The organism is Pseudomonas sp. BN102, assembly GCF_029871245.1.
In the GTDB taxonomy this organism is placed as follows: Bacteria; Pseudomonadota; Gammaproteobacteria; order Pseudomonadales; family Pseudomonadaceae; genus Metapseudomonas.
The window spans coordinates 280,874-294,325 of record NZ_SSON01000080.1 but is presented as its reverse complement, the minus strand read 5'-3'; the positions used below and the strand labels follow the sequence as shown (position 1 = coordinate 294,325).

14 protein-coding genes, 1 tRNA gene and 1 pseudogene are annotated in these 13,452 nt (G+C 60.8%); 5 read left to right on the top strand and 11 right to left on the bottom strand.

Annotation, left to right across the window (positions count from 1 at the left end):
• Positions 1–83: 83 nt before the first annotated feature.
• The 6 genes from E8F12_RS29050 to E8F12_RS29025 all read right to left on the bottom strand — a co-directional run bounded on the left by E8F12_RS29050 (position 84) and on the right by E8F12_RS29025 (position 3,230).
• A complete protein-coding gene (locus E8F12_RS29050; RefSeq protein ID WP_280328665.1) occupies positions 84–1,067 on the bottom strand; it encodes a glycosyl transferase family protein in 984 nt (327 codons plus the stop codon).
• Positions 1,064–1,399, bottom strand: a complete 336-nt coding sequence (locus E8F12_RS29045) for a TusE/DsrC/DsvC family sulfur relay protein (RefSeq protein WP_280290711.1) — start codon at positions 1,397–1,399, stop codon at positions 1,064–1,066. Before E8F12_RS29045 ends, E8F12_RS29050 begins: the two co-directional genes overlap by 4 nt.
• Positions 1,396–1,698 (bottom strand): sulfurtransferase complex subunit TusB, encoded by a 303-nt coding sequence (gene tusB / locus E8F12_RS29040; RefSeq protein WP_280290710.1) that lies wholly within the window; start codon positions 1,696–1,698, stop codon positions 1,396–1,398. The genes E8F12_RS29045 and tusB overlap by 4 nt, the downstream gene beginning before the upstream one ends.
• Positions 1,698–2,054 carry a sulfurtransferase complex subunit TusC gene (gene tusC / locus E8F12_RS29035; protein ID WP_280328664.1) on the bottom strand — a complete coding sequence of 119 codons (357 nt, stop codon included), beginning with the start codon at positions 2,052–2,054 and terminating at the stop codon, positions 1,698–1,700. The genes tusB and tusC overlap by 1 nt, the downstream gene beginning before the upstream one ends.
• A gap of 1 nt (position 2,055) precedes the next feature.
• The gene (gene tusD / locus E8F12_RS29030; RefSeq protein ID WP_280328663.1) at positions 2,056–2,448 is read right to left on the bottom strand and encodes a sulfurtransferase complex subunit TusD; all 393 of its coding nucleotides are present in this window, start codon (positions 2,446–2,448) and stop codon (positions 2,056–2,058) included.
• Positions 2,449–2,561: 113 nt separating this feature from the next.
• A complete protein-coding gene (locus E8F12_RS29025; RefSeq protein WP_280328662.1) occupies positions 2,562–3,230 on the bottom strand; it encodes a Bax inhibitor-1/YccA family protein in 669 nt (222 codons plus the stop codon).
• Positions 3,231–3,357: 127 nt separating this feature from the next.
• Here E8F12_RS29025 and E8F12_RS29020 point away from each other — a divergent pair.
• Positions 3,358–3,447 (top strand) — tRNA-Ser (locus tag E8F12_RS29020).
• A gap of 126 nt (positions 3,448–3,573) precedes the next feature.
• Here E8F12_RS29020 and E8F12_RS29015 read toward each other — a convergent pair.
• Positions 3,574–3,909, bottom strand: a pseudogene (locus tag E8F12_RS29015) (integrase); the annotation flags it as partial.
• Positions 3,910–4,324: 415 nt separating this feature from the next.
• Between E8F12_RS29015 and E8F12_RS29010 the strand changes: the two are divergent.
• Complete coding sequence (locus tag E8F12_RS29010; protein WP_280328661.1) at positions 4,325–4,567, top strand: hypothetical protein; 243 nt, start codon at positions 4,325–4,327, stop codon at positions 4,565–4,567.
• Between the two features lie 421 nt (positions 4,568–4,988).
• Here E8F12_RS29010 and E8F12_RS29005 read toward each other — a convergent pair whose 3' ends face one another.
• The 4 genes from E8F12_RS29005 to E8F12_RS28990 form a co-directional block, all read right to left on the bottom strand.
• Positions 4,989–6,389, bottom strand: coding sequence for a cytochrome c peroxidase (locus tag E8F12_RS29005; protein WP_280328660.1), 1,401 nt, complete (start codon positions 6,387–6,389; stop codon positions 4,989–4,991).
• Between the two features lie 867 nt (positions 6,390–7,256).
• The gene (locus tag E8F12_RS29000; RefSeq protein WP_280328659.1) at positions 7,257–7,502 is read right to left on the bottom strand and encodes a hypothetical protein; all 246 of its coding nucleotides are present in this window, start codon (positions 7,500–7,502) and stop codon (positions 7,257–7,259) included.
• A gap of 308 nt (positions 7,503–7,810) precedes the next feature.
• Positions 7,811–8,473, bottom strand: coding sequence for a hypothetical protein (locus E8F12_RS28995; protein WP_280328658.1), 663 nt, complete (start codon positions 8,471–8,473; stop codon positions 7,811–7,813).
• 468 nt (positions 8,474–8,941) lie between these two features.
• On the bottom strand, positions 8,942–9,142 hold the full coding sequence (locus tag E8F12_RS28990; protein WP_280328657.1) for a hypothetical protein: 201 nt from the start codon (positions 9,140–9,142) through the stop codon (positions 8,942–8,944).
• Positions 9,143–10,156: 1,014 nt separating this feature from the next.
• Here E8F12_RS28990 and E8F12_RS28985 point away from each other — a divergent pair.
• The 3 genes from E8F12_RS28985 to uvrY all read left to right on the top strand — a co-directional run bounded on the left by E8F12_RS28985 (position 10,157) and on the right by uvrY (position 13,451).
• Positions 10,157–11,845: a multicopper oxidase domain-containing protein gene (locus E8F12_RS28985; RefSeq protein WP_280328749.1), complete on the top strand. Its 1,689-nt coding sequence runs from the start codon at positions 10,157–10,159 to the stop codon at positions 11,843–11,845.
• 39 nt (positions 11,846–11,884) lie between these two features.
• Positions 11,885–12,511, top strand: a complete 627-nt coding sequence (locus E8F12_RS28980) for an SCO family protein (protein ID WP_280328656.1) — start codon at positions 11,885–11,887, stop codon at positions 12,509–12,511.
• Between the two features lie 295 nt (positions 12,512–12,806).
• Positions 12,807–13,451, top strand: coding sequence for a UvrY/SirA/GacA family response regulator transcription factor (uvrY, locus tag E8F12_RS28975; protein WP_280290697.1), 645 nt, complete (start codon positions 12,807–12,809; stop codon positions 13,449–13,451).
• Position 13,452 lies beyond the last annotated feature (1 nt).

The window sequence follows — 13,452 nt, the reverse complement described above, 5'->3', positions numbered from 1 at the left end:
TCTGTCTCCGAGGTCGAGTTCGGTTTCCAGTCTATCGGCTGCTGATCGATAGAAAAGCGCAAATAGGTGCACCTACTTATCAGTCAGGTCGATAGCTTGCGCGCACCCCAAAGGCGCCGGGCCTCTTCGAAGGCCTGCTCGCGCGCCATGCCAAGGCCGTGAAGGGCCAAGGCCATGGTCGAGTGGATGGCCAACTGGCCATAGTCATCCTCCGTTTCGCCGCGCCAGACAGCCACCAACTGGCTTGCATCCAGACTTTCCGGTTTCACGTGGCGCAGGGCGGAAAGCGCCGGCCATTCCTCGTCCCAGGCCTGGCCATTCGTGGTGCCGTAGAGGTGGCAGGTGCCATCGGGGTTGACCTCGATCTCGCCACCTTCGCCCTTGATCACAATGGCGTGATCGCCGAGCAGTTGGCTGGCCTCCCGGTGCACGCCCTGGTAGCCGGGATGGAAGATGCTTTGCAGGCCGCAACGTGCGCCCAGCGGGTTGAGGATGCGTGCCAGGGAATGAATGGGGGAGCGCAAGCCAAGGGTGTTGCGCAGGTCGATCATCCGCTGCAGCTGTGGTGCCCAGGCTCCGAGGGGGATGAACGCCAGCTGGCGCTCCTCCAGGGCCTGGGCCACTTGTTGCCAGTCCTGGCAGAGGGGGATGTCCAGCAGCTCCAGGAGCTGTTCGCTGTAGAGCCGCCCGGCGGTGTGGGCGCCGCCGCCATGCAGGAGGATGCGCAGGCCGCTGTCGGCCAGGGCCTTGGCGGCGAGCAGGTACCAGGGCAGGTGGCGCTTCTTGCCGGCATAGCTCGGCCAGTCGAGGTCGACGGCGATTTCCGGTGCCTGGTTGCGCTGGCGGAAGGCCTCAGTGAAGCCTGCCAGTTCCTCGGCGTTCTCCTCCTTGTGCCGCAGCAGCATGAGGAAGGCGCCGAGCTGGGTGTCTTCCACCTGGCCATCGAGGAGCATGCCCATGGCATTGCGGGCTTCCTCGCGTGTCATGTTGCGCGCGCCGCGCTTGCCTTTGCCGAGCATGCGGACGAACTGGGCGAAGGGGTGTTCCGGAGGTGTTATGAGGTTCATAGGCAATTGGTCGGCTTGGGCAGGCCGGCGAGCTTGGCGGCAAGCTTGGCGGGCGCGCCCTTGAACAGGCGGTTGAGGTGCAGGCTGTTGCCCTTGTCCGGGCCGAGCTTCTGCGCCACGTACTTGACCAGCGGACGGTTGGCCGGGGACAGCTGGAATTCGGCGTAGAAGCCGCGCAGCAGATCGAGGATTTCCCAGTGCTCCGGTTGCAATTCCAGCTCTTCGCGCTCGGCCAGGGCGTGGGCCACGGCCGGGGACCAGTCGGCCAGCTCCCGGAGGTAGCCGTCCTTGTCCAGCGGGATGCTGCGGCCTTCAATCAGCAATTCGCTCATAACCAGCTGTTCACCTTGTCGTAGTGGCAGCAGAGCTCGACGAAGGCCGGGTAGTCCACCGCATTCAAACGATGCGGGCGGTCGAGCAAGGCGCGAGCTTCGAGGTCTTCCGCAAGGGCGTGCAGGGCGATGCTCTCGGGCATCAGCTCCAGCGCCTGGCGGGCGACGCTGCCGGGCTGCAGGGCATACACGGCGTCGCCGCTGAGCAGCAGGCCGTCACCCGGTCCCAGCAGGCGAAGGCAGCTGCCCAGGCGGCTGTCGGCGAAGGGAGAATGGGAAAGGATGTGCAGGGTGGCCATCAGAGGGTGAGCACCTGGTCAAAACGATCGATAAGGGCGGTCAGGGCGCTGTCGTCGAGGACTTCCACCGCCAGGTTCAGAGCGGCGGATTCCAGGCCGCGTTCCTGCAGACTGCGAGCCGAGACGTACAGCGATTCCACGCCGAACAGCGGCAGGGCCTGCAGGTTGGCGGTCAGGTCCTTCTGCTGGAGGGTTGTCGGCTGCTGGGCAGCGACCAATTGGAATACCCCGTCATCGAGAAACAGCATTCCCAGGGGAAGGTCGAAGGCGCCTCCGGCAAGCGCGATATCCAGCGCCTCGCGGGCGTACGGCCCGGTCCAGGGTGCCTGGCGGCTGATGATCAGCATGGACTTCATGTCAGTTGCCTCCGAAGCAGACCAGGCGATCGGCCATCTGTGCGGCCTCGTGCAGCTGGCCCAGGCCGGACAGCTCCCAGCCCTCCGCCAGGTTGGTCGCCGGCCGTGCATAACGCTGCGCTTCCTCAGCATTAAGCACGCCACGGCGCAACGCTGCGGCGATGCAGACGACGCCATCGAGCTGGTGTTCGCGAACGAAGGTGCTCCATTCCGCGGAGAGGTTTGGTTCGTCCTGAGGGGCTACGACATTGGCGGAGGCACTGTGTACCCCGTCCTGGTAGAAAAACAGGCGGGCTATTTCATGTCCGCCGGCCAGGCAGGCCTCTGCAAAGCGCAGGGCACGCCGGGAGGAGGGCGCATGGGGCGGGGCGAACAGGGCGATGGCGAATTTCATGGTCGCTCGGGCGAATGGAAAACAGCTGGAATGATACGGCCAGACGCGTTCTTTTGCCCGCCCGCGCGCAGAAAAAAGCCCGCCGAAGCGGGCTAGTCCGAGGAGGCAGGCGATCAGTCGTCGCTGCTGAAAATGCCAAGCAGCTGTAGCAGGCTGATGAACAGGTTGTAGATGGACACGTAGAGGCTGATGGTGGCCATGATGTAGTTGCGCTCGCCGCCATGGATGATGGCGCTGGTCTGGAAGAGGATGCAGACCGACGAGAAGATCACGAAACCCGCGCTGATCGCCAGCTGCAGGCCGCTGATGTTGAAGAAGATGCTGGCCAGCATGGCGCCGATCAGGACGAAGAAGCCGGCGGTGATGAAGCCGCCGAGGAAGCTCATGTCCTTGCGGGTGGTCAGCACGTAGGCGGACAGGCCGAAGAACACCAGGGCGGTCATGCCGAAAGCCGAGCTGACCACTTCGCCGCCATTGGGCATGCCGAGGTACATGTTGAGGATCGGGCCCAGGGTGTAGCCCATGAAGCCGGTGAGGGCGAAGGTGGAGACCAGACCCCAGGCGGAGTCACGCAGCTTCACCGTCAGGAAGAACAGCCCGTAGAAACCGATCAGCACCACGAAGATGCTGGGGTAGGGCACGCGCATCTGCTGGGCGAAATAGGCGACCAGGCCGCTGAACGCAAGTGTCAGGGCCAGCAGCCCGTAGGTATTGCGCAGGACGCGGCTGACTTCCAGCTGCGCGGCCTGTGCAGGGTTGAGGGCATAGTTCTGTTCGTTCATCGCGACACTCCCGAAAGTTGATTCCGTGACCTTGGTCCGTTCTGGATCATAACAGAGGGCCTGAAAGCGCCAATTGCAAGAGTTTGACAGCGTGTTGCGTTCCGGTAGTATGGCGGCCCGCGCAAGCGGAGGTGTGGCCGAGTGGTTTAAGGCAGCGGTCTTGAAAACCGCCGAAGGGGAGACCCTTCCGTGAGTTCGAATCTCACCGCCTCCGCCATCTTTATAGCTGAAAGCCCCGAGTTTCGGGGCTTTTGCGTTTCTGGTCGGCTGTTTGTAGATCATAGTCGGCGCCGTCTCGGGCCATGAGTTCCGAAAAGATTTGGAGCGAGTTCCGACACTTCGGCTACCTGGAAGGCTTGGCGATCGCGCCGACGCGTCGGTAAACGCGCTCCGTGAGCTCTTCTTCCGTGTGCCCGAGCAGGCGACTGGCCTCTTTCAGGTCCGTGATCTCCGAGGCAGCTTTGGGACGAATGTCCCGAAACTGGAACTGGGCGATCCGGGTCGCCAGCTGATCATCCCCGCCCTCAACAGCTGCGCGCTTTGCCAGGTCGCGTGCGGCATCCCAGCGCAGCCGCAGCATCGACTTCGTCACGCGCTTCCCACGCTCGCTGACAATCAGGTACGGGCTCGTATGCTCCGCGTTACGCGCGGCCATCTGCTTGATCAGGTTCCCCAGGCTCTCGGCAATATCAGCGCCAAAAGTAAGGACCGTAGGGCAGAGCGCGAGGCCGCGCGCCACCGATTAGAGGACAAATACGTTCAGGTTCTGACTGACCTCGACGTTTTTCTCAGATCTGTAGCAAAGGGCGAATCGCTGAACGAGAGGCTTGCAACCCTCGGCGCAATAGTCGCTGTATTTGCCGGAGATGAGGTGGCTATCCGGCACACGGAGTTGGCCGATGCCATTGAGGTGTATCTTGCGGCCATCGGCGACTACTCGAAGAGGGATGGCAAGAGCCGGTGGAGATGGTCGTGGAGAACCTGGCCGAGGCGCCATTCTGATGCCCTGCCGGTCAAGCAGTGCGCTCAGCGGTGGATGGGGCAGGGGCCAGGCCGGGCTACACTGGCGCCCCAATCAACCCATCGGAGTCTCCATGTCCTACAACCTCGCCAAGCTGCCCCAGGATGAACGCCAGGCCCAGGAGGACGAGAAGGCGCGGCTGTTCGAGTTCTGGGAGCAGAACAATGAAAGGGCGAAGGTCGAGGCTGGCCGAATCTGGGCCGAGAAGGATAAGCGCAAGGCGAAGTGGAAGGACTGGGCGTACGAGCAGATCGATGCGATGCACCCGCCGGAGTACCAGAGCCTGGTGAAGCGCGAACTGGCGCGGATGGGCTGAGCTATTTGCGTGATTTTGCCAACCTAACCACTCGCTTCCATGCGGAGCGACCAGCACATACCGTAGTAACGACCGGTAGCAGGCGACCCATTAATCAGTAGGGAACAGACCACGGTTTTGGCTTGAATGATCAAGCAGAAGCGAAATTAATCGTCGGTGTCCCCTATTGCTATGCAGGTCTGTGACCGCACCCGGACACTTCGGCGGCACCAACATTTCTCTGGGGTGGATTACCGCCAGGGCGGTAAGCAGTAGGGCCAGCCTTGCCGCTTGATCCATATGGGTGACAGGCGCGACTCGGTCGTAGCCAGGAATGAGGAAACGGACTCGACCGGATCAACCAATCAGGTTTGGAAACGAACAACCCCTGCCGACAAGCAACGGCAGGGCATGCATGGTTTCGGTCTTGACGAAGGGCCGGCTATTGGGTGTCCCCCTTATTGCGATCGTTGACGAAGCCGTCCGACAGGGTCTTGAGGAAAGCAACGATGGCGTCCTCATCCTCTTTGTCGAGCTGAAGGTTGCCCAAGGGGACGCCGCCGAAATTTCCTCGCGTGACATTCTGGGGCACCTCGGGTGGCGGCCAGTTCTCGGACGGAATGTCCCGAGTGTTGTAGAAGTGGACTACGTCTTCGAGCGTCCGGAGAGCACCGTTGTGCATGTAGGCCTTCGGAAACCCGACGCCGGGGCGTTGATCAACGTTTCTCACAGTCGGAAACTTGAACTTCCCGTCGTTTGCCTCAGCCAGGGGAGCCCACTCCGGCCGGGTGCGCAGGAAGCCGCCCAAGCCCAAGTCGACGAAGTCCTCGCCAAGTGGATTGATGGGCGTCCCATCGTCCAGAAACACCGTGTCCATGTCGTAGAACGGGTTTTCCGGGTTCCTCGGCGTGCCGATGTTCGCGAAGCCGAAGCTGGTGAAAAGCGGTGGCTCTCCGTTGGGCCCCGGGATATGGCTCACGTGACAGGCCGAGCAGTGTTGTCCGAACTTGGTGAGCCCGTGGAACTCCTTGTCGGTGAGGATTCCCCTCGGGTCCAGAACGCTCCTGTCGCCCTCCGCTGGACGCCCACAAGCGGCGAAAGCGTTGCCAGCTTCGAGGCACGCCGTGAAGTATGCATCGAACTTCGAGCTGAAGGGGCTGACCTCCCGTGAGCCTTCGTATGCGGCGATGGATAGGCCGATCCGGGCGTAGGTCCCTTCGATCCCGCCAGTACTGCAGTCGAGTGAACCCGCCCCCCAGACCTGCTCGAACAGCGCGACGTATTGCGACCTGGCGACTTGCTCGCAGACGGCCTCCCGGGTCGGGTTATTCTGCTCAACAGGGTTGAGGAAAGGGGCTAGCGCCTGGTCAGCGGCCGGGTTTCCGAGCAACTCGCCCGTCGCGCGGCCGTCCCAGAAGTTACCACCGACGAACCTCCCGGTGGCCGGATTCGCCAGGTGAAACAGCGGGCTGAACGTCGCGTAAGCCGAACTCGGTGGTTTGCGGTTCCCGAAGAGATGCCGATCGGCGCCGCGAAAGACGGACCCATGCATGTTGACGCCGGCAACGCCTCCGGTCCACCCGGCATCGGGCAGGTGGCAGGCGGCGCAAGACTGCGATTTCGCCGGCTGCGAGATGCTGTCGAAGAACAGTTCCTTGCCAAGTTGCTCCAACGGGGTCAGGACGACCTCCGAGTTGGATCGAACCACCTGAGCGGCCAGCAGAATTCCCGCGGAGGTCAAAGCGAATCCGGTCCAGCCCTTGAAGTCGAGCCGCGCAGGCCCTTTCTTGATTGCCTCGATCCCCTTTTGAATGAGGCGGGTCAACGTCGCATAGCTTTGCATGTGCTACCTCCAGAGACGGGCGCTTCCATGCGGTTCCACGTAGACGGTAGATCGACTCGCCGCGGTTTCAAGCGAGGAGTGGAGCGGGGGGGGACAAACGGTGGGAGAGGGGGCTGGAAGGTCCGCCATCGTTATGCGGACCCGCGAAAAAGGGGGGCGCACACGGATTTATTTATATGACAGACCGCCTGCTTCTGGCCGCTTTCGGCCCGTCGCTTCTCCGGCGGGTACCACTCGAAGACCTCTGAGAGCTCTCAGCATCGAGGAAGCGACGAAGATCATCGAAGGCAGAGAAACCGCTGCTCAGGTGGCACTGCAGAGATTGAGGAAGCGGAAAAAGCCAAAGTTCGAGCCTAAGCGTGGCGGTTTAACCGTGTACGAGCGGTTTGTCGATCGGGTTGAGAATGCATTTGTTCCCATGCAGGGCGGCGCGCCAGGTATGGGCAAGAATTCTTGACCTAGAAACACAAAACCCCGTGCGAGCAGGGGACGGGGTTCTGTGTACTACCGATGGAGCTGGTCCTTCAACTGAGATTCACTGTGCTCCTGGGCGAGTGAAAATACGTGTCTGCCTTGGGTCGGGTGTGGCCCGTTCCAGCAGGCAGCTATTGGCCGATTCTGTTGAAAAAGGCGGTTCTGCGGCAGCCAGCCGGCCAGGTGTGCCAGCTTTCGAAGTGCAAGGCGAAATGGACGGATTGGGCGCATGACCCGATCTTCGCGCTGAACCCGCCTGAGTACCTGGCGTGGTGAAGCGCGAGCTGGCACGGATGGGCTGACACAAAGAAGCCGCCGTGACCTCTAAAGGGCGGGAAAGTCTCGGCGGCAGGGGTGCGCCTTCTTGAGGACGCTAGCTGTTACCGCGCCTTGTTAGCGCTCCTGGGGGCCGAACAGTGGAAGGCCGTAGGAATCGACGCCGATCATCTTGCTTAGGGCATCTTCTGCTGCCTTGTGGGCGTCAGTTCGGGTAGCGAAGTGTGCGTGGTCGTATACGAGGTGAAGCCGTGAGCCGGACATGTCCTCAAGCGGCTGGACGGCGATGAAGGCGAGGGCGTAATTGCCGTTGACGCGGGTTTCGGCCCAGGCCGAGTGTTCCGGGAAGTCTCGTCTAGTCATTGCGACCTCCTCTTTTGAGGGGAGGGTGAAGTTTCACCATTACACCCCTGACGCCGGTGTGGCGACTAAAGCGACCAATGGGGTACGCCGCCAGGGCAGGGGCACGCGCTGAAGGCCGCTTAGTCCCTTGGCTACCGGTCTATCGCCCGCTTATCGGTTCGATCAGGTCGGGGAAGTCGTTCCGCACGTTGTCCATGGCACGGTCGACCCTGAATACTCGAGCACTGCGGATAGCTTGGTCGCACATGACCACATTCTCTTCAGTGGGGAGTTTGCGAGGCTGCATCAGCTTACTGGCGGCCTGTTTTTCAATTTCCCACAATCTCCCGATACCGCCGCTGGTACTCCTCGTATCTCAGGCCTTCGCGGTTCAGTTGCTCGAGTTGCAGCTCTCTTGTGGGTGCGGGGTCAGTTGCGCGGGCCGTCGAGATTTTGGGTGCGATCTGGCTGGGTTCGGACGTGCTATCGGCGGACCGAATTTCGTCAACGATGCCCTTGGCAAATGCCTGGATCTGCACATCGGTCATCGCTGAGGAAATGCCTTCCCAGGAGGGAGAGCTGGTGTTGTAGCTGCGCTCCCCATACTCCTTGGCCGTCTGCGCGTCCAAGTAGATGACCCTTGCATCCACCCAGGCGTCGTCTGCGGGCTCGGACTCGGTGACATAGCGGAAGTCATTCACCTTGATTACCAGGAGCAAGCCCGGAGTGGGCGCGGTCGAAATGGGGCCGACCTGCTCCGTTACGGAATACCCGTAGGTCGAAGCTTCACTCTGTATGGCCGCGCGCCAAGAGGATTTGAACTGGTCCCAGTAGGCGTTCCTGAACACATTGTTGCCGGCCTTGAAGTTGACGATCAGCTGCGATCTGGCCTCGGAGGGCAAGTCGAGTTGGGGCAACGGTTCCTCCTTGGTCAGGTCGGCTGCACACCCAGTCAGGAGTACGGCAGCGAGTAGCAGCAGGGCGGTGCGCATGGAGGCCTCCTTGTCATGGCGTGAAGACTCCATCTTATCCAGTCAGGACTTCACGCGACTACGGGTTGGGGTGCTCCTACAGCTTCATATTCGCTTCTTTCATGACCCCGCAATCTCCCGATTCCGGTTCTTGGATGCGGGGCTGACGTTGCTCCTTGATACGGTGGCCTAGGCTGCACTGCCAGCCGGAGCTACGCCTGTCAGCATCGGGAGCGTCCTTGCTGATGAATTTGGCACAGTGCTTGGCACCCTAGCCGTGAAGCTGTGACCGAGTGAATCAGCTATTCATTCCGGCGAGGCCGTATGTCGCTGAGAATCTGGCTCGCAAGGGAGTAAGTTGTCCCCTTCGGTAGACTCGACGCAGTGCTGCTAAAGGCCTCGAAGGTGATTCAGATCGAATCCATTGGCTGGGTATGTTTCAAGAGCCCCGCTCTGAGCGGGGCCCCGCCTAGGTACGGCGTTCATACACTAGGTCCTGGTGTTCAGCCTCTCGCATTCACCCATCGCCAGGGTCTCTTGTTCATGCTTGCCGCCGACATAGTCGCCAGTAGCCCTGTCGATGATCCGGTACCAGTAAGCATCAAGCGCGGTTCCTCCGATAATTTCACCATTTCTGATCCCTTTGGCTTGTGCTCGTGGGACCCTTTTCACCGAGAAGCGTGCACTCATGGTGGAACTCCTTGAGTAGGTAGAAGTGGAACATTTTTGATAGCCGTACCTTGCCGATTGCGCAACCTTGAAGTCGAAACGGATCGTTTCGGTGGGCAAGGAGAGCCCCTGACTGAGCTGGTTTGCAACGAATCATCGAGGAGCGGCTGGTGACTGTTGCAGGGCGGTGTGCCGGAGGTGGTCGCGACCCTGGTTTGGGGTGGAGAACGAGTTGGAGCCGGTTCAGGCGTGGCTCCAGCAGGTGAGTGGGGGGGAGGTTTGAAGGTACCTCTACCACGTCGATATCCAGTGCGTCGGGCACGTTGTTGGGTTCAGGTTCTGCCTCGACGACATCGGCGTCCCGCGCGTCAGGGGCATCCTCCGCAGCCACTCGGGCGGCATCGGCGGCGTCTTCGTCAGCTTCTCTGGCTGCATCTGCAGCATCTTTGGCGGCATCCCTGGTTGCGTCAGCAGCAGCCCTGGCAACGTCCCTCGCTGCATCTGTGTTCGATGCGTGACTGAATATTGACGTGTCTCCTGATTGGTTGCGTATGCCATTTTCGTGTCGCCAACTTTATGCCGTTTCACGCCTATAGATCCCTCCGATCTGGCCCGGATTTCACGAGATTCCGCTCTCACTTATTTCCCTCTGCGATCTGTGTGACCGTTCATCCCTGAGCGGTAGCTGCAGTTAAAGCTTTTTTTCCCCTGCGAAAGGCTCTAGTTCAGGCGTTTCAGGTTGACTCTTGAGGATTGTCAATATGATGACAATCGGCAATTTACATTTTGATACAAATGCACTTTAGTCATGTTATTGACGTTCTGCGGCGCTAAACAAAACGAGCGAAGCTCAATTGCCCATAACTTCACTGGTGCAGTTTCCATAGAGATGCCTTGAAGCATCCGTCCAGTGTCGAGGGCCAGCAACTGGAGAGAGTCATGAAACGCCCCGACTGCGAGCATGCAACAGGTCGGCCGGAGGATTCGGCAGACGGCGAGGGGAGAAGGAAATTCTTGAAACTGACGGCGGTGGCGATGGCGGCGCCTCTGCTGATGACCGGGCGAAAGGCCCGGGCCGAAACGGCGCCGCCGGTGTTCCCGCCCAGCCCGGCGACTGTCCCCTGGGCTCACGAACTACCCACCCAGGTGAATCCGGTGCCTGCCGTGGCGTCCCTCAGTCCAGCACCAACCGAAGCGGCCAACATCGCCGCCGGTGAGGCGGGGCGCAATCCGCACCAGCGCTGGGCGCAGTTCGCGCCGGGCGCATTGCTCTACGAGATCAGCGCCAAAGAGCGCAATGACTGGGTCTACAGCCCGTCCTACCCGCCGCAGCGTATCTGGGGTTACCAGGCGAACACGCCGGACTTGACCATGCCTAGCGCGACCTTCTTCGCGCGTTACGGGCGCCCGCTGATTTGTCGCATCCATAACAAGCTGCCGCAGAACCATGTGGGGTTCGGTACGCCGGAAATCTCCACCCACTTGCACAACTTGCACTGCGGTTCGGAGAGCGACGGCTTCCCGGGTGATTACTACAGCCCAAACAAGCACGGCCCGACCCTGTCTGCGAACGGCGAATTCAAGGATCACCTGTACTCCAATGTGAAGGCCGGGTTCGAAGCTCGTCAGGACCTGGTAGGCGACCCCACCGAAGCGCTGGGCACGCTGTTCTATCATGACCACACCCTGGACTTCACAGCGCCCAATCTCTACCTGGGGCTGGCCGGTTTCTATTACCTATTCGACGAGCTGGATTCAGGTAATGAGGCGGATTCGAACCCCAGCGCGCTACGGTTACCCAGCCATCCGTATGACTATCCGCTCAACTTCAACGACCGGCGATTCGATGCCAGCGGCAAGCTGTTCTACGACCAGGTGAGCCCGGAAGGGGTGCTGGGCGACAAGGTGTTGGTAAATGGCCGCATTGAACCCGTGCTGCGGGTGGCTGCACGCAAGTATCGCTTCCGTCTGCTGAACACGGGGCCTAGTCGTTTCTATAATTTCGCCCTGGTTTCGCCTAACAACTTGATGCAGAAGTTTGCCCATATCGCCAATGACGGCAATCTCTTCGCCGCGCCACTGCTGAACCGGACCGACGTGAGCATCGGCGTTGCCGAGCGCGCCGACATTGTTGTCGACTTTTCCAAGTACCTGATCGGCACCCAGTTGTACCTGGTCAATCGGGTGCGCCAGGACCTGACCCGCGGACCCAAGGACATCAAGGACCCCGGCGAACGGGTGCTGAAGATCATCGTCGACCGCTACCCGCCGGCCCAGGACCTGAGCCGTGTACCGGCGACCCTGCGCCCCTTGCCGTTGGTCACGCAGGCCGAAATCAACTCCGCGCCGGTGCGGCGCTGGATCTTCGAGCGTGACAAGGGCATGTGGGCGATCAATCGCAAGTTCGTCGATGTGAACAACCCGAGGGCGCAGATCCCCAAGGGCGGTTACGAGATCTGGGAACTCTCCAACGTCGACGACGGCTGGACCCACCCCATCCACATCCACTTCGAGGAGGGGCGAATTATCGAGAAGATCGTCAAGGGCGTGAGCGTCCCCATACCGGCCCATGAGCAAGGGCGCAAGGATGTCTATGTGGTAGAGCCTTTCACGACGTTGCGGATATTCCTGCGCTTCCGCGATTACAAGGGTAAGTACCCCATGCATTGCCACAACCTGATCCACGAAGACCACGCGATGATGCTGCGCTGGGACATCGTCTGAGGCTGGCTGCGGAGCACCCTTGAAGTGGGAGGAATCACCATGAACACGCGAAGAACCATGTTGGCTGGAATTGGCGGCGCCGCTGCTCTGCTGGCGGGGTGGGCGGCCACGCGCGGCGCCGGCGGGCGAGTCGAAGCCGCTCCCGGAAATGGCGCAGGCGCCATCCCGTTCCCCGATGTCACGCTTTATACCCAGGATGGCCGCAAGGTGAAGTTCTACGACGACCTTATCCGCGGCAAGGTCGTCACCTTCAACATGATGTACACCCAGTGCACCGGCAAGTGCCCGACCATGACGGCAAATCTGCGTCAGCTCCAGCAGTTGCTGGGGGATAGGGCAGGACGGAGTGTCTTCATGCATTCCATTACCCTGCAGCCGTTGCTGGACACGCCGGACGTGCTCAAGGCCTATGCGGAGAAATACCGCATTGGCCAGGGCTGGCAGTTCCTGACCGGCGACCCGGAGGATATAGAAGCCGTTCGCTTCAGCCTGGGCTTCTATGACATCGACCCGGAGATCGATAGAAACCTGACCAGCCACACCGGCCTGGTGCGCATGGGCAATGACAACTACCAGCGCTGGACCATGGCGCCAGCGCTGACCGGGTCGCAGCACATACTGTCCACGCTGAACCACGTCGATCGTGAATGGGGCGCAAGTTCCTGAAGAAAATTCGCGAGGGTGTCTCCTGGTTTACAGGGGCGCCCTCCGTTTCCTGGTGCCGACATTTTCAAATTTCACCTCAACTAAATGGCGCAAGTAGCGGTAAAATATTCGCTTTCATTATTCGCTCGTGCCTGTTTTCGGTCCCGACGCAAAATCAGTGGATGGAAAATTGACGCTTGCCGATTGGCGGTCACCAGCAACTGGCGCTAGGTCATTCTCCGGTCATTTGCTAATGTGAACCTCATTCGAACAAGCTTGCTGCAGCGGCAGCGCGCGATGCACTGAGAGGTGTCGCTTGATTAGGGTGCTGGTGGTCGACGACCACGATCTGGTAAGAACGGGGATTACCCGCATGCTGGCCGATGTCGATGGCCTGCAGGTGGTGGGACAGGCCGACAGTGGCGAAGAAGCGCTCAAGAAAGCGAGGGAGCTCAAGCCTGACGTGGTCCTGATGGACGTCAAGATGCCCGGCATCGGCGGCCTGGAGGCGACCCGCAAGCTTCTGCGCAGCAATGCCGACCTCAAGGTGGTGGCGGTTACCGCCTGCGAGGAAGATCCTTTCCCGACCCGGCTGTTGCAGGCCGGTGCGGCGGGCTATCTGACCAAGGGCGCCGGTCTGGAGGAAATGATCCAGGCGATCCGCCAGGTCTTTGCCGGCCAGCGCTTCATCAGCCCGCAGATCGCCCAGCAATTGGCGCTCAAGTCGTTCCAGCCGCAAGCGAATGGCTCGCCCTTCGACCTGCTGTCCGAGCGCGAAATCCAGATCGCCTTGATGATCGCCAACTGCCAGAAGGTGCAGAGCATCTCCGACAAGCTCTGCCTGTCGCCCAAGACGGTTAATACCTACCGTTATCGGATCTTCGACAAGCTATCCATTTCCAGTGACGTCGAACTGGCGTTGCTGGCCGTCCGACACGGCATGGTAGACGCCGTCAGCTAAG

Bases quoted from the DNA above. Each gene is read 5' to 3' on its own strand.
- E8F12_RS29050 (WP_280328665.1), bottom strand. From the start codon at position 1,067: ATGAACCTCATAACACCTCCGGAACACCCCTTCGCCCAGTTCGTCCGC.
- E8F12_RS29045 (WP_280290711.1), bottom strand. From the start codon at position 1,399: ATGAGCGAATTGCTGATTGAAGGCCGCAGCATCCCGCTGGACAAGGAC.
- tusB (WP_280290710.1), bottom strand. From the start codon at position 1,698: ATGGCCACCCTGCACATCCTTTCCCATTCTCCCTTCGCCGACAGCCGC.
- tusC (WP_280328664.1), bottom strand. From the start codon at position 2,054: ATGAAGTCCATGCTGATCATCAGCCGCCAGGCACCCTGGACCGGGCCG.
- tusD (WP_280328663.1), bottom strand. From the start codon at position 2,448: ATGAAATTCGCCATCGCCCTGTTCGCCCCGCCCCATGCGCCCTCCTCC.
- E8F12_RS29025 (WP_280328662.1), bottom strand. From the start codon at position 3,230: ATGAACGAACAGAACTATGCCCTCAACCCTGCACAGGCCGCGCAGCTG.
- E8F12_RS29010 (WP_280328661.1), top strand. From the start codon at position 4,325: ATGTCCTACAACCTCGCCAAGCTGCCCCAGGATGAACGCCAGGCCCAG.
- E8F12_RS29005 (WP_280328660.1), bottom strand. From the start codon at position 6,389: ATGCAAAGCTATGCGACGTTGACCCGCCTCATTCAAAAGGGGATCGAG.
- E8F12_RS29000 (WP_280328659.1), bottom strand. From the start codon at position 7,502: ATGACTAGACGAGACTTCCCGGAACACTCGGCCTGGGCCGAAACCCGC.
- E8F12_RS28995 (WP_280328658.1), bottom strand. From the start codon at position 8,473: ATGCGCACCGCCCTGCTGCTACTCGCTGCCGTACTCCTGACTGGGTGT.
- E8F12_RS28990 (WP_280328657.1), bottom strand. From the start codon at position 9,142: ATGAGTGCACGCTTCTCGGTGAAAAGGGTCCCACGAGCACAAGCCAAA.
- E8F12_RS28985 (WP_280328749.1), top strand. From the start codon at position 10,157: ATGGCGGCGCCTCTGCTGATGACCGGGCGAAAGGCCCGGGCCGAAACG.
- E8F12_RS28980 (WP_280328656.1), top strand. From the start codon at position 11,885: ATGAACACGCGAAGAACCATGTTGGCTGGAATTGGCGGCGCCGCTGCT.